Origin of the sequence: Pseudotenacibaculum sp. MALMAid0570 (assembly GCF_040151415.1) — a bacterium.
In the GTDB taxonomy this organism is placed as follows: Bacteria; Bacteroidota; Bacteroidia; order Flavobacteriales; family Flavobacteriaceae; genus Polaribacter.
Genome location: NZ_JBDKWF010000045.1, coordinates 263,703 through 283,678, shown reverse-complemented (window position 1 = coordinate 283,678; position 19,976 = coordinate 263,703). Strand labels below are relative to the sequence as shown.

The window sequence follows — 19,976 nt, the reverse complement described above, 5'->3', positions numbered from 1 at the left end:
AATGAAAAAATTAGAAAATGATGTTTTATTAATTACTGGAGGAACTGGTTCTTTTGGAAATGCAGTTTTAAATAAATTTTTAAAAACAAATTACTTTAAAGAAATTAGAATTTTTTCAAGAGATGAAAAAAAACAAGATGATATGAGAAATAAGCTTAAAAGTGATAAGCTAAAATTTCATATAGGAGATGTAAGAGATTTTGATTCTGTTGAGAAAGCAATGAGAGGTGTTGATTATGTATTTCACGCAGCAGCATTAAAACAAGTTCCTTCTTGTGAATTTTTCCCAATAGAAGCAGTAAAAACAAATGTTATTGGAACAGAAAATGTGCTAGAATCTGCAATTAGAAATAATGTTAAAAGCGTAGTTGTATTAAGTACAGATAAAGCAGTGTATCCTATTAATGCGATGGGAATTTCTAAGGCTATGATGGAAAAAGTATTAGTTGCTAAGTCTAGAAATGCAGGCGAAACAATTATTTCGGGAACTAGATACGGTAATGTTATGGCATCTAGAGGATCTGTAATTCCATTGTTTGTCAATCAAATAAAAGAAAAAAAGGATTTGACCCTTACCGACCCTAATATGACCCGTTTTATGATGTCTTTAGATGATGCAGTAGACTTGGTGTTGTTTGCATTTTCAAATGCTAATCCTGGAGATATTTTTGTACAAAAATCCCCTGCAGCTACGGTAGAAGTACTAGCTAAGGCTCTTTTAGACCTCTATAAAAGTAATAGCAAGCTAAAGACAATTGGCACTAGGCACGGTGAGAAATTATACGAATCATTATTAACTAGGGAAGAGAAAATAAAAGCTGAAGATATGGGGGATTATTATAGAATTCCAGCTGATAATAGAGATTTAAATTATGCTAATTATTACTCAAAAGGAGAAATAGATGTTAATAAAGTAGATGATTATCATTCCCATAACACCGAACGGCTGGATATAGAAAAGATGAAAAAACTGTTACTCAAATTAGAATTTATTACTAACGATATCTCTTAATGGGTAAAGAAATAAAAATAATAAAAGGAAAGAGTTATCAAGACGAAAGAGGGTTGTTGAAATTTTTTAATGATTTTGATATGTCGCAAATTAAACGACTATATTATACAGAGCATTTTTATGAGAATCAAGTAAGGGCATGGCAAGCTCATAAAATAGAAAAAAGATGGTTTTTTTGTACTGAAGGTAGTTTTGTTGTTAAATTGGTTTGTATAGATAATTTTTTAAAACCTTCTAACACTTTAGAAGTGTTAAGATTTGAACTTTCGGCAGATAATCCTACAATTTTATATATACCTAATGGTTACGCAAATGGTTTCAAATCAGTGATGGATAACTCTAAGCTTATGATTTTTTCTGATTTTGTTTTTGGAGTCAATAAAGATGACGATATTAGATACGATAAAAATAAATGGACAGAATGGGGAATAGAAAATTAAAAGTAGGGATTACTGGACAAGCAGGTTTTATAGGAAGACATTTATATAACTTTTTATCAACCAAAGCAGACGAAATAATTCTCATTCCATTTCAAAGAGTTTTTTTTCAAGAACCATCAAAACTTCAAATTTTTGTCTCATCTTGTGACGTTATTGTTCATATAGCGGCAATGAATAGACACGAAGATTTAAATGTAGTTTATAAGACAAATGTGGAGTTAGTGAACCGACTTATTGATGCTTGTAAAAGCATTAAATCTACTCCAAAGATTATTTTCTCTTCGTCAACCCAAGAAAATAGAGATAATTTATATGGTAAATCAAAAAGAGTAGGAAGAGAATTGTTAGAAAATTGGGCGAAAAATGAAAAAGCTCAAGTAACATCATTAATTATACCTAATGTTTTTGGTCCTTTTGGAAAGCCATTTTACAATTCTTTTATCGCTACATTTTGTCACCAAATAATTAAAGGGGAACAGCCAGAAATTATCCAAGATGGGAGAGTAGATTTAATTTATGTAAACGAATTGTCTGAAGCATTTTTTGAAGAGATAATCAAAACGAATCAAGAAAGAATAAATAGGATTGAAGTTTCTTATACTTCAAGAAAAAAAGTTTCAGAAGTACTAGAACTACTAAATAATTTTAAAACTAAATATTTAGAATTCGGGGAGATTCCAGATGTGAAATTAAATTCATTTGAGCTGAATTTATTCAATACTTTCACTAGCTTCATTGCAAAAAATTATTTCCCTAGAGAATTTGTAAAGCATATAGATAACAGAGGTAGTTTTGTTGAAATAATAAGGGCAAATTGTGCAGGTCAGTCCTCATATTCTACAACAGTACCAAACATCACAAGAGGGAATCATTATCATACTAGAAAAATTGAAAGATTCGCTGTGATAAGTGGAAAAGCTTCGATTAAACTTCGAAAAATAGATACAAATGAAGTCTTTGAGTACATTTTGGATGGAGAAAAACCAGCATATGTAGATATGCCTATTTGGTATACCCATAATATTACAAACATAGGTGATACAGAATTAATAACTTTGTTCTGGATTAATGAACCTTTTGATCCAAAAGACGCAGATACTTATTTTTTAGAGGTATAAAAATAAATAAATGAGGAAATTAAAAGTAATAACCGTAGTAGGTACTCGACCAGAAATAATTCGCTTATCTTGTGTAATGCAAGCATTAGATAATAATAAAGCTATAGATCATATTTTGGTTCACACTGGACAAAATTATGATTATGAGTTAAATGAGATATTTTTTAATGACTTAGAAATTAGAAAACCTAATTATTTTTTAGAAGCTGCTGGAAAAAATGCGACAGAAACAATAGGAAATATTTTAATTAAAATAGATCCAATTTTAGAAAAAGAAAACCCAGATGCTTTTTTAGTATTAGGAGACACAAATTCTTGTTTATGTGCCATTCCAGCTAAGAAAAGAAAAATTCCTGTTTTTCATATGGAGGCAGGAAATCGTTGTTTTGATCAAAGAGTACCTGAAGAGACCAATAGAAAAATAGTTGATCATATTTCTGATATAAATTTAACATATAGTTCTATTGCAAGAGAATACTTGTTAAGAGAAGGTTTATCACCAGATAGAGTAATAAAAACAGGAAGCCCAATGTATGAAGTTTTGAGTAAATTTAAACAAAAGATAGAGGGTTCTAATGTTCTTGATAAACTAAAATTGGAAAAGCATAAGTTTTTTGTAGTATCATCTCATAGAGAGGAAAATATAAACAACTCTGAAAATTTTAAAGGCTTTATAGATTCTTTAAATTTTATAGCTGAGAAATATGAATACCCTATTATTGTTTCTACACATCCTAGAACAAGAAATATGCTTAATGATCAAAATATAATTACTCATAAGAATATTCAATTTTTAAAACCCTTAGGTTTCTATGACTACAATGCATTACAGATAAATGCATTTGCTGTACTATCTGATTCTGGAACTATATCCGAAGAATCCTCAATCTTAAATTTTCCAGCTCTTAACATTAGAGAAACGCATGAAAGACCTGAAGCTATGGAAGAAGCTTCTGTGATGATGGTTGGATTAAAACCTGAAAGAATTCTACAAGGTCTTGTGGCTTTAGATGTTCAAAAGAAAAACCCGAAGAGGAATTTTAGAAAAGTATATGATTATTCTATGCCTAATGTTTCAGAAAAGGTTGTGAGAATTATAATTTCCTATATAGATTATGTAAATAGGGTTGTCTGGAGTAAATAGAAGGTTAGTATACTTAAATTAATAACATGAGTTTTTAGTATGAACATACTATTTTTAACTTTAGTAAAGATAAGCTCTTTAGAAGACGGTGGGATTTTTCCAGACCTTCTCCTAAAGTTTAGGCAAGAAGGGCATAACATCTACATTATTAGTCCAACTGAAAGAAGAGATAAGCTCAAAACACATATAATTGAAGAGAAAAACACTAAAATACTACGTGTAAAAACCCTCAATATTCAAAAGGCAAATTTTATAGAAAAGGGTTTGGGTATATTGGCTGTTGAAAATCAGTATTTTAAAGCTTTAAAATCATACTTTTCATCAGTAAAGTTTGATTTAGTATTGTATTCTACGCCCCCAATAACCTTTTCTAAGATTATACAATTTGTAAAGGAAAGGGATAAAGCCTATAGTTATTTGCTGTTAAAGGATATTTTTCCTCAAAATGCTGTAGACATGAAGATGATTAAAAAAGACGGAGTTTTACATAAGATGTTTCTTAAAAAAGAAAAGAGATTGTATGAAATATCTAATAAAATAGGATGTATGTCTAAAGCAAATGTAGACTTTATAATAAATCACTACCCAGAAGTTGATGTAACCAAATTGGAAATAAACCCAAATTCAATTATTCCTTCAAAAAAAGAAATAACACTTCAGGCAAAAGAATACATTAAGATTAAATATAAATTACCACTTGATAAGAAAATTTTTGTGTATGGAGGAAATTTAGGTAGACCACAAGGACTAGATTTCTTATTGAAAACTATAAGAGAGGTTAAAAATAAGGATGTTTTCTATCTCATAGTTGGTTCTGGAACAGAGTTTTCCAAAATTAAATTATTTTTTGATACTGAAAAACCGAATAATGCTAAATTGTTAAAAGGTTTGCCTAAAAAAGAATATGATGTCCTTCTTAATTCTTGCGATATAGGTCTTATATTTTTACATAGAGATTTCACAATCCCTAATTTTCCAGGAAGGTTTTTGTCTTACCTTGAAATGGGAATGCCAGTTATAGCTGCAACTGATAAAAATACTGACTTAGGAAAAGTAATTGAACAAAATAATTGTGGTTACTGGTTAGAATCGGGAGATATAGAGGCAATGAAAAATATTACGACTAAAATCTTAAGTGACAATAAAAAACTAGAAGAAATGAAAAATAATGCTTGGAGCTTATTGTTGAAAGATTATAATGTAGATAGGTCGTATAATCTTATAATGAAAGAATTTGAACATGTATAGAAAATACTTTAAAAGATTTTTTGATTTATTATTTTCTACTTTAATATTAGTAATCACCTTGCCTATTTTCATTATTGTTATGATTGTTTTAATGATAGCAAATAGAGGGACACCTTTCTTCTTTCAAGCAAGACCAGGTATTAATGAAAAAATATTTCATATCATCAAGTTCAAGACAATGAATAATAAAAAAGATGAAACAGGAAACTTATTGTCTGACGCAAAGAGACTTACCAAAATTGGGTCAATAGTAAGGAAGACCTCTTTGGATGAATTACCTCAATTGTTAAATGTTATAAAAGGGGATATGAGCATAATTGGCCCTAGACCTTTATTAATCAGGTATTTGCCTTATTATACAGAGAGAGAGAGGAAGAGACATTCTATTAGACCAGGAATTACTGGGTGGGCTCAAATCAATGGAAGAAATACTTTATGTTGGGATGAAAGGTTATCATATGATTTAGAATATGTTGAGAAAATAAGCTTTAAATTTGATCTTAAAATTACTTATGGAACTTTTTTAAAGGTGTTAACTTCTAAAAATATTATTATTGATCCAGAATCTATAATGAAAAATTTAGATGATGAAAGAAGAGTATAAGATTAGAGAAATGGTTGAAAATGACGTTCTGGCTGTGGTTGAGTTAGTTAGAAGTTCTTTTCATGGAAATTATTTGATACCATCTATTTATAGAGGTAACGGAATAGATAAATTTATTATAAATGAATTGAACAACCCCTTTTCTCCTTATAATTATACTGTAATATGTAAAGATGAACAAGTAATAGGTTATACCGAATTTAAGTTGTTCAAAGAGGATTTCACTGCTTTTTTAAATATTGTTGCAATTTGTAACGAGTTCAAAGGGAAAGGATTGGGGAGAAATATTTTTGATTACTGTAGATCTAATTTTTTTCAACAAGGTTATCAAAATATTGAACTTGATGTATACGCTACAAATGTTATTGCTTTAAAATGGTATTTAAATTATGGTTTTATTAAAACCAATTTAAAATCATTTTTAAAGCTTGAGGTAAAGAGTGAAAAGATTAATGATTCTGAAATCCTTATAAACAATTATTCACAGTACATTAGTGCAAAAAACACCTTTGGGTTTTATTTTATAGATGTTATTTTGAGAGATACCCCTTATCGATTGGGAATCATTAACAATGATCTTTTTATCAGGGGAAGATTCTATATAGATTTATTTCCTCATATAAATACCATAAAAACTAGACTAGCTCTTAAAAACATATATTTTTTAGGTGTTGAAAAACAATTTGATAATTTTATAGAGATTGATCAAATAATAAGAATGAAATTAAAATTAAAATGATTATAGAAAAAAAAGCATTGAATCAAATGCTTTACAGTAGGAAGTTGATATATACTAATTCAGCCAGGGAAGCTTGGGGAAATATAATCAATATATATAAAGAAGAAAATGCAGGAGGAAAAATATTATTACCATCCTATGTCGGTTGGTCTTCTAATGAAGGTAGTGGAATTTTTGATCCAGTTTCTAAGTCAGGGTTAGAGTATGAGTTTTATGAATTGGATGAGTGTCTTAATATTAATATTGAAGATTTAAAAAAGAAGACTAAGGAAACTGATAATCCTATGATTCTTATAGTCCATTATTTTGGTTTTATAGATACTAACTATGACCAAATAACAGACTGGTTAATTGATAATAAGGTTTTCTTTGTTGAGGATTCAGCACATGCTTGGTTGACTGATTTGCTAGGAGGAAGATGTGGGAGAAAAGGAAATTACTCGTTTTACTCTCTACATAAATTGTTGCCAATTTCTAAGGGAGGTTTTTTGGTGAAAAATACTCCGGAAGATGATATCGAAAAACAAGATGTATCAATTTTTAATTTGAACTATGATTTATTATCCATATATATTAAAAGAAGAGACAATTATAAATATTTATATGGGTTACTGAAAGAAGTAGAAGAAATAGAAATTTTGCATCATTCTCTTGAGGATGGAATTTGTCCACAAACATTTCCAATTATCATTAAAAATTATAATAGAGACAAATTATATCATGAGATGAATCAACGAAGTTATGGTGTTGTAAGTTTATATCATACAATGATAAATCCATTAAAAGCTAGTTCATCAGGTGCTTCTTTTGTTTTATCAAAAAAAATCATGAACCTACCTATACATCAAGATGTAAAAAAGGAACAACTTGATTCAATGGTATCACAGTTAAAAAGAATATTGCATGTTTAGTGTTCTCAAATTAGACACTGAAGTTGGTCAAAAGCAATATAGGCTTTTACTTAAAAAGTATTCAGTTACTGATCCATATTTATTACTTGACTATATTGAAATATTTGATAGAGGTTTTAAAAATCTAGTGTGTTTTTCTTATGAGAATAAAAACTCTAAAGTTTTTGCATTTATGCCAGGTTACTTAAGACTTATTTCAATAGGTGATATAGAAACCCCATATTTTGATTTTATTAGCCCATATGGGTATACAGGACCTTACTTTTCTGATGAAATGGATATAAATCAAAAACTAATTTTTTGGAAGAATATTAATAATTGGTATCTCAAAAACAAGGTTGTTTCTGAATTCATTAGGTTCAATTTATTCGAAAATTATACTGCTTATAATGGAGAGAGAAAACTTACTATGCTTAATATAAAAGGTAATATTATTGGAGAAGATAGTCAATGGAAAGCATTTGATAGGAAAGTAAGAAAGAATGTCAATAAAGCAAAAAGAGAAAACCTTTCTTGCAAAGTCTACTATCAAGATATAACTAAAGATAAAATTAAAGAGTTTTATGATATCTATATCGATACTATGAAACGAACCAATGCCAAAGAAGCATTTTTTTATCACTTTGAAGACTTTTATAGGTTTGTGAACGAAAATAAAAATAACTGTTGTATTTGTATTGTATATTCTGAAGATACTCCAATATCTTCTGAATTGGTATTAAAATCGAAGGACACTATTTATTCTTTTTTAGGAGGTACGAATGAAGAGTTTTTCAGTAAAAGACCTAATGATTTCTTGAAAGTAGAATTAATTAATTGGGCTCGACAACAAGGATTGAAATTTTATGTTTTAGGAGGAGGTTATGGTATGGAAGATGGTATTTTTAAATATAAGAAAGCCTTTTTCCCAAATGATATTGTTAATTTTTATACTGGTAGAAAGATAATAAATGAAAATGTTTATAACGAACTCATAAGAAAAGCGAATAAAATTAGATTGCGAAATGGTTTGGCTGAAATAAATGGAAATAATGACTCATTTTTCCCATTATACAGATGTGTGTTTTAAAGTTTATACTTTACAAATGTGAAACAGTTTTTTGATTTTTTGTTTACTACTTTATCATTATTAATACTCCTTCCAGTTTTAATTATTGTTTGGATATTATGCTCTTTAGATACAAATTCTAATGGTATATTTATGCAAGAAAGAATAGGTAAATATGGAAGGACATTTATGATCTATAAGTTTAGAACTATTTCTATAAGCAGTAATAATATTTCTGAGTTAGGCTATAAAGTTAGACAGTTTAAGTTAGATGAACTTCCTCAATTAATCAATGTGTTAAAAGGGGATATGAGTATAGTGGGGCCTAGACCTGATATACCTGGATTTGCAGATTTGTTGGAAGGTGAAAATAGATTGATTTTGGATTTAAAACCGGGTATTACTGGTCCAGCAAGCCTCAAGTACTTTGATGAAGAAAAATTATTAAAGAGTGTGGAAGATCCAGAAAAATTTAGTAAAAAAGTAATTTTTCCTGATAAAGTAAAAATTAATCTAGATTATTATTATAAGAGAAGTTTTCTAGGAGATTTAAAGATTATTCTACAAACTTTTTTAAGATATATTTCTAAGAAAACAAATTATGAAGAAAAGTAAAATATGGTTATCCTCTCCTCATATGGGAGGAGAGGAATTAAAATATATTAGAGAAGCTTTTGATACCAACTGGATAGCGCCATTAGGTCCTAACGTTTCTGGTTTTGAAAAAGACTTAGAAGAGTATAATGGTCATGGATGTAGAGTAGCTTGTTTATCATCAGGGACCGCTGCTATTCATTTAGCACTTATTTTATCTGGTGTTAAGAGAGGAGATGAAGTTTTATGTCAAAGTTTTACTTTTTCAGCAACAGCGAATCCTATTATTTATCAAGGAGCTAAACCAATTTTTATTGATAGTGAATCTGATACTTGGAATATGTGTCCAAATCATCTTGAAATAGCTATTAAAGATAAGATAGCTAAAGGAATAAAACCTAAAGCAATTATTGTGGTACATCTTTATGGAATGCCAGCTAAGATTGATAAAATACAAGAGATTTCACGAAAATACAACATAACCCTTATAGAAGATGCTGCTGAAGCGCTGGGGTCTACCTATAAAGGAAGACGTTGTGGTACCTTTGGAGACTTTGGGGTTTTATCTTTCAATGGAAATAAGATTATAACAACATCTGGAGGTGGAGCATTGGTTTGTCAAGACGAAATAGTAAAAAAGAAAGCTATATTTCTTTCTACACAAGCGAGAGATAAAGCTCCACATTATCAGCATTCAGAAATAGGTTTTAACTATAGGATGAGCAATATTTTGGCTGGTATCGGTAGAGGACAAATGGAGGTTTTAGATAAACATATTCAGTTAAGAAGAGATAATAATAAATTTTATCAAGATATCTTTTCTAATATTGAAGCAATTAATGTATTTAGAGAGCTGAATGATAATTATTTTTCTAATCATTGGTTGACTTGCATTGAGGTCAAAGAAAGTATTGGTAAAGTTAGCAAGGAAGATATTAGATTATCATTATTAGAGGAAAATATAGAATCTAGACCGCTTTGGAAACCAATGCACTTACAACCTGTTTTTCAAAAATTTGATTTTTATGGAGAAAAGGTGTCAGAAGATCTATTCAAAAAAGGATTGTGTTTACCATCAGGATCTAATTTAACAGATGAAGATCGTAAAAGAATTCAAGATGTAATCACTAAATTAATCAAGTAAGTTAATAGCTTACTTAAATCAAAAAAGTGTATTTTTGACTTTGGAAAATAATTATATGCTTAGAAATTACTTTTTGAAAATACTTAATAAGTATGCATCTAAATGGATTGTTTTATGTATTGATCTTATACTTGTAGGACTGTCATTTGTTTTCGCTTATTTTATAAGATTTAATGCAAGCTTTGATTTTGATCATTCAAATTTAATCAAGCAAATACCAGTTGTTTTAATTGTTGGATTATTTAGCTTTTTAGTAGTAGGATCTTACAAAGGGATAGTAAGGCATACGGGAACTAGAGATGCATTTAATGTATTTGCTGGTACGCTTTTGATTTCTGGTATTACATTGATATTAGTATCTGTTAATAGGGTTTTTGAAATTTATGAACTTTTTACTATTCCTATTTCCATTATAATTATTCATTATTTGGTTAACACTTTTATTTTGATTATCTCAAGATTTGTTTTTAAAGCATTCTATGAGATTATTTCAACAGACCTTAATGATATTAAAAACGTGATGATTTTTGGAGCTGGTGATTCAGGATTAATTACCTACGGAGCTTTAAATAAGGATACTAAAGAAAATTTTGAAGTAATTGGATTTATTGATGATGATGAAAATAAAATTGGAAAAAAAATTGATAGAGTTAGAGTTTATGATTTAAAATCAATTACTCATAAGTTTTTAAAAAAGTACGATTTAGATGAAGTAATTATATCTATCCAAAATTTAAAAGCTTCAAAACTATTAGAAATTACAGATTTTTTCATTGATTTAGATGTAGAAGTAAAAATTGTTCCGCCTTTATCCAGATGGATAGGTGGTGCTTTAGAAGCTAGTCAAATTAAACAGGTAAAGATTGAAGATTTGTTGAATAGGAATACAATACAAATTAACAATCCAATAGTAGAAAGAGAAGTCAAAGGGAAAACTATTTTAGTTACTGGCGCAGCGGGTTCAATTGGATCTGAGATTTCTAGACAAATTTCTAACTATAAGTATGAAAAACTTATATTGATTGATCAATCAGAGTCATCACTTTATGAGATTCAACAAGAATTAAAGAGTAAAAACTTAAGAGATACAATAGTTATTGTTGCAGACATTAGAGATTTAAAAAGTATGGAAAGGATTTTTGAAAAGCATAAACCTCAAAAAGTATTTCATGCGGCAGCATATAAACATGTTCCTTTAATGGAGAACAACCCTTATGAAGCGATTAAAACAAATATAGCTGGAACAAAAATAATAGCCGATTTATCTTTGAAATATACAGTAGATAGATTTGTTATGATTTCAACAGACAAAGCAGTAAATCCAACTAATATAATGGGAGCAACTAAGAGAATTGCAGAACTGTATATTAGTTGTTTGAATAAGCATAGTGAGAAAACAAAATTTACCACTACTAGATTTGGAAATGTATTAGGTTCAAATGGTTCAGTAATACCATTATTCAAAAAACAAATTCTAAAAGGAGGACCATTAACTTTAACACACAAAGATATAACTAGGTATTTTATGACAATACCTGAAGCTTGTAGTTTGGTTTTAGAGGCAGGTACAATGGGAGAAGGAGGAGAAATCTATATATTTGATATGGGTAAGGCAATTAAGATATATGATATTGCTAAAAAAATGATACAACTTTCAGGTTTGCGTTATCCACAAGATATAGATATTAAAATAACTGGCTTGAGACCTGGAGAAAAATTATATGAAGAATTATTAGCCACAGGAGAGAACACAAAGTCTACTTATCATGAAAAAATTATGATAGCTAATGTTAAACAAATAGATTGTTCTTTTATTAAAAGTAATATTGAGAAACTTTGCTATCAAAATAGATGTGATAACAATCATGAAACTGTTATTTTAATGAAGGAAATCGTTCCAGAGTTTATTTCTAACAATTCTATATATGAAAAATTGGACAATAAAGTTTCTTTAGATTAATTCTAATATGTATTTTCGCAAACAACAGAATTACTTTTATTAAAAAGATAAATGAGAGGAGTTATTTACTTATTACTAAGCTTAATTTTTTTAAGCTCTTGTGTGTCGAAAAAGTCTATTACATATTTTCAAAATGATAAAATAGATTTATCTAAAGCTTCTAATAGTTTTAAAACTGTTTTTAAACCTGATGATTTATTAGAAATAACAATACTTTCAGAAAACATAGAGTCTGTAAAGCCATTTAATTTGCCAGCTGCAACATTCTCTGCGGCAACAAATTTAGTAGCTGGTAATCCACAACAGCAAAGATATTTAATAAATAAGAATGGAGAAATAGATTTCCCTCTTATTGGAAAATTGAAACTAGGAGGTTTAACAAGGGAAGAAGCTATAAAGCTTTTGAATATAAAACTTAACCCTGATTATGTCAAAGATCCGACTATTAATATAAGAATAGCCAATTTCAAAGTTACTGTCTTAGGAGATGTACAAAAGCCAGGCACATATACTATACCTAGCGAAAGAATTACAATATTGGAAGCTATAGGTTTAGCAGGAGATTTGAACATTTCAGGACAAAGAAATGGAATTCTTGTTACTAGAGAAGAAGGAGATGAGAAAAAATTCTATAGGGTTGATCTCTTATCTAATAAAATTTTCACTTCGCCTGTTTATTACTTACAACAGAATGATGTTGTGTACATAGATCAGAATAAAGCAAAAGCTCAGTCTGCAGCAACTAACCAAAATACTGGATTATTTGTATCTATTGGTTCAATTTTAATCTCTTTAATTGCTGTTTTAACAAGATAATATTTATAATGCAACAACATCATAATTATACCTCTAATCATTTTGGAAGGGATACAGACACTATAAACTTTCGAGTAGAACTAGAAAAGTACTTTAAACATTGGAAATGGTTTTTACTGGGAGTTGTAATATCATTTACGATTGCATATACTTATTTAAGATACAGTACTCCTCAATTTAGTGCTACAGCATCTATCATGATAAAAGATAATAAGAAATCTGGAATTTCTCCTGAGTTAGAAGCTTTTAAAGATATGGGGATTATTGGAGTTGGTTCTTCAAATAACACTGATAATGAGATAGAAATTATAAAGTCCAGAAAGATAATAGGTAATGTAGTAGATACATTAAATTTAGGAATCTATTATTACGTTTCTGGTAGGGTAAAAGAGACTGAAATTTATGGACATTATTCTCCAATTATAATTGAATTTGAAGAAAAGGATCCGCTTTTTGATAAAAAAGACACAATATTTAACATCAAATTGATTGATGATTATAAATATGAATTTAGAAGTATAAATGATGAATTTATATCTTCTCATACATATGAAGAACTTATCAAAAGTAGTTTAGGTTCTTTTAAGATAAAGAAAAATAAACTTAAGAATAAATCTAAAGATAAATCAGTATCTATTAGAATAAGGCCTAAATTTTCTGTTGTGGCTAGTTACAGAAGTAGAATTAATGTATTTCCAGTAAATAAAAATTCTAGTGTTATAAATCTTTCTCTTGATGATCCTGTTAGAGAAAAAGCAGAAGTCGTACTTGATGAATTAGTTAGGCAATATAACCTTGATGCGATTAATGATAAAAATCAAGTTTCTGAAAAAACCAAAGAATTTATTGATGCTAGATTAAAAAAAGTAAGCTCAGATTTAATTCTTATTGATACAAATGTAGAAGAGTATAAAACGTCAAAAGATTTTACGGGTTTACCTGATGAAGCTAAATTGGTTTTTGAAGCATTAAAGGATAATAATCAAAGTGTTATAAGCATACAAACACAGCTTATTTTATCTAGAGGAATTGAAGAATCCTTGACTAAAGAGTCGAAAGAATTTGATGTACTACCCTCAAATCTAGGTTTTGAAAACGTTAACATTTCGCAATCTATAATAGAGTACAATACTTTTATCTTGAATAGAGAGAAAGCATTAGAGACAGCAGGACCTAAAAATCCTTTATTACGAGGAATAGAATCTCAAATTAAGAGCTTAAGATCAAGTTTACTGAGGAGTTTGTCAAATGTTTCTAGATCATTAGAGTTACAACTAAATGAATTTAAAAAGGAAGAAGCTAAAGTCTTGTCTAGAATTAAATCTATTCCAGCTAAAGAAAGAGGTTATATAGATATTGCGCGAGAACAGGAAATAATTGCGGGACTTTATAGCTATCTTTTAAAGAAAAAAGAAGAAACTGATATTTCGCTTGCTGTGACTGTTCCTAATGCGAAAATAATCGATAGTGCATATAGTTCTAACACCCCAGTTTGGCCAAGTAAAAAAATTATTTACCTAATCTCACTTTTTTTAGGAATAGTAATTCCATTTGTCTTTATTTACATTATTGATATTTTTGATACTAAGGTTCATAATAAACAACATATCGAATCCGAATTGTCCATTCCTTTTTTAGGAGATGTTCCTAAATCGGAAAGCAAAGAGAAAGTTGTTATTGGTCATGATGTAAGATCTAGTTCAGCAGAAGCTTTTCGATTAATTAGAACCAATTTAGATTTTATGTTAGCTAGCAATAGAAAACAAAGTAAATCTATATTCATTACTTCAACTACTAGTGGTGAAGGAAAATCATTTGTTTCTATTAACTTAGCAGCTACATTAGCATTATCAGGAAAGAAAATTCTTTTAATGGGAATGGATTTAAGAGCGCCTAAAGTAATAGAATACTTAGGTGTACAAGACAGAAAAGGGATTACTAATTATATTACTGATGATTCCTTAACATTAGAAGATATTAAGTTTAGTATTCCTCAAGTAAAAGGTCTTGATATTATAGCTTCTGGAGTTGTACCGCCGAATCCAGCAGAATTATTGATGACAAAAAGAGTTGAAAACCTATTTACAATTGTTAAACAAGAATATGATATTGTAATCGTAGATACAGCTCCTGTAAATTTAGTTACTGATACATTATTAATTGCCAAATATGCAGACATGTTTATGTATGTCGTTAGAGCTAACTATCTGGATAAGAGATTGTTAGCGGTACCTCAAGGATTGTATAATGAAAAGAGATTACCTAACATGGCTATTGTATTAAATGACACAGATCCTAAACGAAGCTATGGTTACGGATATGGAGGTTATGGCTATGGTTACGTAGTAGTTGAGAAACCTTGGTATAAAAAGATATTTAGTAGAGACTAAACTACAAGAATAAAAATTATAAGAAGAGCTTAGAATTATTTTTCATGATAGATTCTAAGCTTTTTTTGTTTTTCTCAGTAGCTAATGTTTTTAAAAGGTTAAGATGCTTGAAATGATGTGTGTCACTTCCTGTAAAATCATACATGTTAAGCTTAAGAAGCTTCTGACTGATTTGTTGTACATTTTTCCCATATTGTTCAGTCATTGATAAAAAATTTAACTGAAATAAACACCCTGCTTTTTTTAGTTTGTAATAATTCTCAAAATCATTGTGAAAGAAGTTATACCTCTCCGGATGAGCTAATATTGGTTTGTAACCTTTCAATTGAATCTCAAATAAAATCTCATATAAATTTAAAGGGGCACTGAAATAAGACATTTCTACTAGAATATAATTATCCTTTAACGTGAGAATGTCATCAGCTTCTAAAAGGTCGCTAAACCTTTCATCCATCATATATTCAGCTGCTGCAGAAATGGTTACATCATCAAGCCCTTGATTTGTTAACTCTGTTCTTACTTCTTCTAATTTAGTTTTTATTGTTTCAGAAGAATTTGGATATACATCACCTAAGACATGCGGTGTAGTTATAAAGTTTTTGATTCCATAAGATAGCATTGTTTTGATAAGCTCTATACTTTGACTTAAATCTTTAGCACCATCATCAATTCCAGGAAGTAAATGCGAATGAATATCAACAAAATTATCACCGAAAAAATCAGTAATTTCTATCTTCTTCTTTTTTAAAAAAAACATAAATGGATTTTAAGCAAAAGTACATTTTTTAAAATTATTTTTAAACGAAAACGTTTGAGTTTCTCTAGCTAGTTGTATAAGAAGATTTGTTATGATATATTTGGTTTTATAAAGAAAATTATCATGATTTTAATAGCGGATGGAGGATCTACGAAAGCCGATTGGATAGCCTTAGATACTAATAAAAAAGAGCTTTTTAGAGTACGAACCTTAGGTTTAAATCCTGCAGTTGTTGCTAAAGATGAACTAACCAATAGAATTGTAAATATGTTTCAGCTCATCAATATAAAAGATGAGGTAACAGAAATACATTTTTATGGGGCAGGATGTGGTACCCCAAAACCCATCGCTATTTTAAAGGATGTTATGCAATCTATCTTTATAAATGCTGAAATAAATATAGCTGAAGATATGTTAGCTGCTGTATATGCTGCTTCTGGAGACAAAGAAGCTTTAGTGTGTATTTTGGGAACTGGATCTAACAGTTGCTATTATGATGGAAATAAAATGCATATAAATGTAGCGTCTCTTGGATATACCTTAATGGATGAGGCTAGCGGGAATTACTTTGGCAAACAACTCATAAGGGATTATTACTATGATAAAATGCCAAAAAGAATTGCTGAAGAGTTTGAAAAGCAATATGATCTTGAAATAGATCAAGTAAAATTTAATCTCTACAGACAACCAAATCCTAATATGTATTTGGCGACTTTTGCAAAATTCATGTTTGATTTTAAAGAGGATAAATACATTAAGAAAACTATTAGAAAAGGATTTAGAGAATTTTTTAAATATCGAATATTACCCTATAAAATAAATAATGATATTCCTGTTTTCTTTATTGGATCTATTGCTTATTACTTTAGAGATATTTTAGAAAAAGTAGCAAAAAAGTATGATTTAGAAGTTACAGACGTGATTCAAAGACCTATAGATAATCTAATAGAATACCATAGAAATCACATTAATTAATAATTTCTAAAAGCCTTTCTAAAGCCATTCCTCTAGAGCCTTTTATCAAAATAAAACAATCTTTAAAAGGAGATTTTTCCAAATTTGATTTCAAATTTTCAAAGCTTTTGTATTTCTCAGCTGCACTAGTACCGTAATAGTTTTCACCTACAAAAATAAACCGATCTATTTCAAGATTTTTAGAAAGCTCAACAATGTTTTGATGTTCTTCAGCTGCATCTTTACCTAACTCAAACATATCTCCAAGAATAGCAACTTTAGAAGAATGTTTCACTTTGTTAAAGTTGTCTAATGCCGATGTTACACTTGAAGGGTTAGCATTATATGCATCCAGCAATATGGTATTACCTTGCTTTTCAATAACCTGTGATCTATTATTAGTAGGGACATAATTTTCGATAGCGGTTTTAATATTCTCTTTCGAAACATTAAAATGTTCTCCTACGGTAATGGCTGCTAGAATATTAGTAAAGTTATATTCACCAACTAAGTGAGTTTGTATAGAAATATCTTTATAGTTTATTTTTAAATAAGGATGCGAAGAAAACATTGATACTTCATCACTATTTAAGAAAACTCTAGACTGGTTGGCTGTGAGTTCAACTTGTTTTGAGTCTAGAGGGTTTACAAAAACCTTTTTATGATTCTTAGATAAATAGGTATACAATTCAGATTTTCCTTTGATTACACCCTCTATACCACCAAAACCTTCCAGATGAGCCTTACCAAAGTTGGTAATATATCCGTAATCTGGTTGTGAAATATTTGATAAAAACTCAATCTCTTTTTGATGGTTGGCACCCATTTCAACAATTCCTATTTCAGTTTTATCGGTAAACGAAAGTAACGTTAGTGGAACTCCAATATGATTATTAAGATTACCATAAGTAGCATTTACATTGTGCTGAGTTTTAAGAACAGAATAAATTAATTCCTTTGTAGTAGTTTTTCCATTACTTCCAGTAAGTCCAATAATAGGTATAGCAAGTTGTTCTCGATGATACTTTGCAAGTTCTTGTAATGCCAAAAGAACATCTCTTACTAAAAAAGTTTTTCCTTTAACAGCATACTTCTCTTCATCTATGACACAGTATTCTGCTCCGTTTTCTAAAGCCTGAGTTACAAATTTATTTCCATTGAAGTTTTCTCCTTTCAAAGCAAAGAAAATTGACCCTTTTCTTATTTTTCTTGTATCAGTATCAACAAGATAATTTTCTCTATAGAATTGATATAAGTCTTTAATTTTCATTGCTTAAATATAAAAAAAACCTCATTGAATTTATTTCCAATGAGGTTTGCTATATTATAATCTCTAGAATTAGTTTCTAGAAGGGTTTCTTGCTGTTCTCTTTTTATAGCTTAATGCTCCAACAATATCAGTTGCACATCTAAAGCCAATATAGTTAGTAGACATGTACTCAGGAAGATATCTTCTTTGAGCTGGGTCTAACCAATACTCTCTATCTTGCCATGAACCACCTTTATGAACTCTTGTCTTGTCACTAATCAAAGTGTTACGTTTTCTAGGATCATATTGATTTAGTTGACCAGTTATAGAATCTTTCTCATTAATAGGAGAGTTGTACATTCTAGGTTGTCTACTAAATTGATCATCTTCTAAATCGTAAAATCTACTTGAGTTCTTATCACCATCATTCTTATTAAGGTTAGAAGCAATTTTATAATTTCTTCTCATAAATGCATCATCTCTAGTAATAGGAACGTATTTAATTTCTCCTGGTAATTCTACTGGTACTATCTTACCATTAGGAAGCGTGTCATAAGTTGCAGTAGCTTTAGCGCTTTCTCCAATAACAACAACTTGTCCTGTAGAATCAATCATTTTTTTAGTAAAGATGTTACCTCTAAAGTAATTGAAATCATTAGCCTCAGCATCAACAATAGGCCTGTAAACATCTGCAACCCATTCAGCTACATTTCCAGACATATCATATAAACCAAAAGCATTTGGTGGATAAGACTTTACTTTAATTGGAATATCAGAACCATCATCACTCCAACCAGCTAAACCACTATAGTTACCTTGTCTTTGTTTGAAGTTAGCCAACTGATCTCCTTTATATCTAGTAGAACGATCTCTTGTATATTTTCCATTCCAAGCATATTTCTTTCTACCTCTTACATTGTTGTATTCTCTGTTTTCAGCAATAGCTTTTGCAGCATACTCCCATTCTACTTCTGTTGGTAGTCTAAATTTCTGCGTTAGAATTCCATCCATCGCAGTAACCTGTCTTCCGGTAAATGAACCTCTTGGAGGTCTAGGTTCTCCTCTTTTTCTTACTTTGTTATCTGGTAAACCTCTTTTATATACAGTAGAATCACCATCAAATAGTTTGTAAGGATCTTCTAAATATAAATCAGTATCAAAGAAATTTCTAATAGTATCATTTTCTAAGACATTACTTAATACACCTCTGTCAATTAAGTTTTTTAAGTTAACCGCACTTGTTCTCCATTTGCAATACTGTACAGCTTGTAACCAGCTAACACCAACAACAGGATAGTCTGAGTATGCAGGGTGTCTTAAATAGTTTTCAGAAAGTAGATCTGTATTTCCTAAACTTTTTCTCCAAACCAAAGTGTCTGGTAAAGCAGCATAATAAATATTCTTGTATTTTTCTTCATCTGGAGGGAATACATCTTTTGTAACTTGTAAGTACAATAAATACTCTGAATTAGTAACTTCTGCTTCATCCATATAGAATGAACGAACATGCATTTGTCTTGGAGTCGTGTTCCAGTCAAACATTACATCATCTTGTACTTGTCCCATGGTAAAAGTACCACCTTCAATAGCTACCATGCCATCTGGAGTCTTCTGACCTTGAAAAGAACTTCCTTTAATATAACTACCATATTTGGGGTCGTTAAAGTTCCATCCTGTTAAAGAAGATTTGCTCTTATTAGCTGAATTACAATTGGATAAAAGTAATGCACTGAGTAAAAGCAGGTTTATTCTAAATAAGTTTCTCATATCTTATTTCAAATATTAAGGGTTTTGTTTCAGCTTTGCAATTTACAACAAAATTGTGTTCACACAAGATGATTCGTAAAT

At 29.5% G+C, this 19,976-nt stretch carries 18 protein-coding genes; 15 read left to right on the top strand and 3 right to left on the bottom strand.

Annotation, left to right across the window (positions count from 1 at the left end; genetic code table 11):
- The first annotated feature begins 1 nt into the window (after position 1).
- From AAON49_RS04490 to AAON49_RS04425, 14 genes are read left to right on the top strand one after another with little or no spacing between them, the layout of a single operon-like run.
- Complete coding sequence (locus tag AAON49_RS04490) at positions 2-1,012, top strand: polysaccharide biosynthesis protein (RefSeq protein ID WP_349552942.1); 1,011 nt, start codon at positions 2-4, stop codon at positions 1,010-1,012.
- Positions 1,012-1,452, top strand: coding sequence for a dTDP-4-dehydrorhamnose 3,5-epimerase family protein (locus tag AAON49_RS04485; RefSeq protein ID WP_349552941.1), 441 nt, complete (start codon positions 1,012-1,014; stop codon positions 1,450-1,452). Before AAON49_RS04490 ends, AAON49_RS04485 begins: the two co-directional genes overlap by 1 nt.
- Entirely contained in the window at positions 1,434-2,570 is a 1,137-nt protein-coding gene (locus tag AAON49_RS04480) for a polysaccharide biosynthesis C-terminal domain-containing protein (protein WP_349552940.1), read from the top strand. The genes AAON49_RS04485 and AAON49_RS04480 overlap by 19 nt, the downstream gene beginning before the upstream one ends.
- A gap of 10 nt (positions 2,571-2,580) precedes the next feature.
- Positions 2,581-3,714: a non-hydrolyzing UDP-N-acetylglucosamine 2-epimerase gene (gene wecB / locus AAON49_RS04475; protein WP_349552939.1), complete on the top strand. Its 1,134-nt coding sequence runs from the start codon at positions 2,581-2,583 to the stop codon at positions 3,712-3,714.
- A 39-nt stretch (positions 3,715-3,753) separates the two neighbouring features.
- Complete coding sequence (locus AAON49_RS04470) at positions 3,754-4,962, top strand: glycosyltransferase family 4 protein (RefSeq protein ID WP_349552938.1); 1,209 nt, start codon at positions 3,754-3,756, stop codon at positions 4,960-4,962.
- Complete coding sequence (locus AAON49_RS04465; protein ID WP_349552937.1) at positions 4,955-5,566, top strand: sugar transferase; 612 nt, start codon at positions 4,955-4,957, stop codon at positions 5,564-5,566. Before AAON49_RS04470 ends, AAON49_RS04465 begins: the two co-directional genes overlap by 8 nt.
- Positions 5,550-6,305 (top strand): GNAT family N-acetyltransferase, encoded by a 756-nt coding sequence (locus tag AAON49_RS04460; protein WP_349552936.1) that lies wholly within the window; start codon positions 5,550-5,552, stop codon positions 6,303-6,305. Before AAON49_RS04465 ends, AAON49_RS04460 begins: the two co-directional genes overlap by 17 nt.
- A complete protein-coding gene (locus tag AAON49_RS04455; RefSeq protein ID WP_349552935.1) occupies positions 6,302-7,216 on the top strand; it encodes a DegT/DnrJ/EryC1/StrS family aminotransferase in 915 nt (304 codons plus the stop codon). The genes AAON49_RS04460 and AAON49_RS04455 overlap by 4 nt, the downstream gene beginning before the upstream one ends.
- Positions 7,209-8,285 carry a GNAT family N-acetyltransferase gene (locus tag AAON49_RS04450; protein WP_349552933.1) on the top strand — a complete coding sequence of 359 codons (1,077 nt, stop codon included), beginning with the start codon at positions 7,209-7,211 and terminating at the stop codon, positions 8,283-8,285. The genes AAON49_RS04455 and AAON49_RS04450 overlap by 8 nt, the downstream gene beginning before the upstream one ends.
- 18 nt (positions 8,286-8,303) lie before the next feature.
- Positions 8,304-8,879, top strand: a complete 576-nt coding sequence (locus tag AAON49_RS04445) for a sugar transferase (RefSeq protein ID WP_349552932.1) — start codon at positions 8,304-8,306, stop codon at positions 8,877-8,879.
- Positions 8,866-10,002, top strand: coding sequence for a DegT/DnrJ/EryC1/StrS family aminotransferase (locus tag AAON49_RS04440; RefSeq protein ID WP_349552931.1), 1,137 nt, complete (start codon positions 8,866-8,868; stop codon positions 10,000-10,002). Before AAON49_RS04445 ends, AAON49_RS04440 begins: the two co-directional genes overlap by 14 nt.
- A 55-nt stretch (positions 10,003-10,057) precedes the next feature.
- A complete protein-coding gene (locus tag AAON49_RS04435; protein WP_502942901.1) occupies positions 10,058-11,962 on the top strand; it encodes a polysaccharide biosynthesis protein in 1,905 nt (634 codons plus the stop codon).
- Between the two features lie 51 nt (positions 11,963-12,013).
- The gene (locus tag AAON49_RS04430; protein WP_349552929.1) at positions 12,014-12,778 is read left to right on the top strand and encodes a polysaccharide biosynthesis/export family protein; all 765 of its coding nucleotides are present in this window, start codon (positions 12,014-12,016) and stop codon (positions 12,776-12,778) included.
- 8 nt (positions 12,779-12,786) lie between these two features.
- Positions 12,787-15,168: a GumC family protein gene (locus AAON49_RS04425; RefSeq protein WP_349552927.1), complete on the top strand. Its 2,382-nt coding sequence runs from the start codon at positions 12,787-12,789 to the stop codon at positions 15,166-15,168.
- Between the two features lie 16 nt (positions 15,169-15,184).
- On the opposite strand, the gene AAON49_RS04420 is transcribed toward AAON49_RS04425, so the two are convergent.
- Entirely contained in the window at positions 15,185-15,925 is a 741-nt protein-coding gene (locus AAON49_RS04420; protein ID WP_349552926.1) for a tyrosine-protein phosphatase, read from the bottom strand.
- Between the two features lie 123 nt (positions 15,926-16,048).
- Here AAON49_RS04420 and AAON49_RS04415 point away from each other — a divergent pair, with 123 nt between their 5' ends.
- Positions 16,049-16,900: an N-acetylglucosamine kinase gene (locus tag AAON49_RS04415; protein ID WP_349552924.1), complete on the top strand. Its 852-nt coding sequence runs from the start codon at positions 16,049-16,051 to the stop codon at positions 16,898-16,900.
- On the opposite strand, the gene AAON49_RS04410 is transcribed toward AAON49_RS04415, so the two are convergent.
- Together AAON49_RS04410 and gldJ are read right to left on the bottom strand one after the other, a co-directional pair.
- Positions 16,893-18,149: a UDP-N-acetylmuramoyl-tripeptide--D-alanyl-D-alanine ligase gene (locus AAON49_RS04410; protein ID WP_349552922.1), complete on the bottom strand. Its 1,257-nt coding sequence runs from the start codon at positions 18,147-18,149 to the stop codon at positions 16,893-16,895. The two genes, AAON49_RS04415 and AAON49_RS04410, sit on opposite strands and share 8 nt — an antisense overlap.
- Positions 18,150-18,218: 69 nt before the next feature.
- Positions 18,219-19,895: a gliding motility lipoprotein GldJ gene (gldJ, locus tag AAON49_RS04405; RefSeq protein ID WP_349552920.1), complete on the bottom strand. Its 1,677-nt coding sequence runs from the start codon at positions 19,893-19,895 to the stop codon at positions 18,219-18,221.
- Positions 19,896-19,976: the final 81 nt, after the last annotated feature.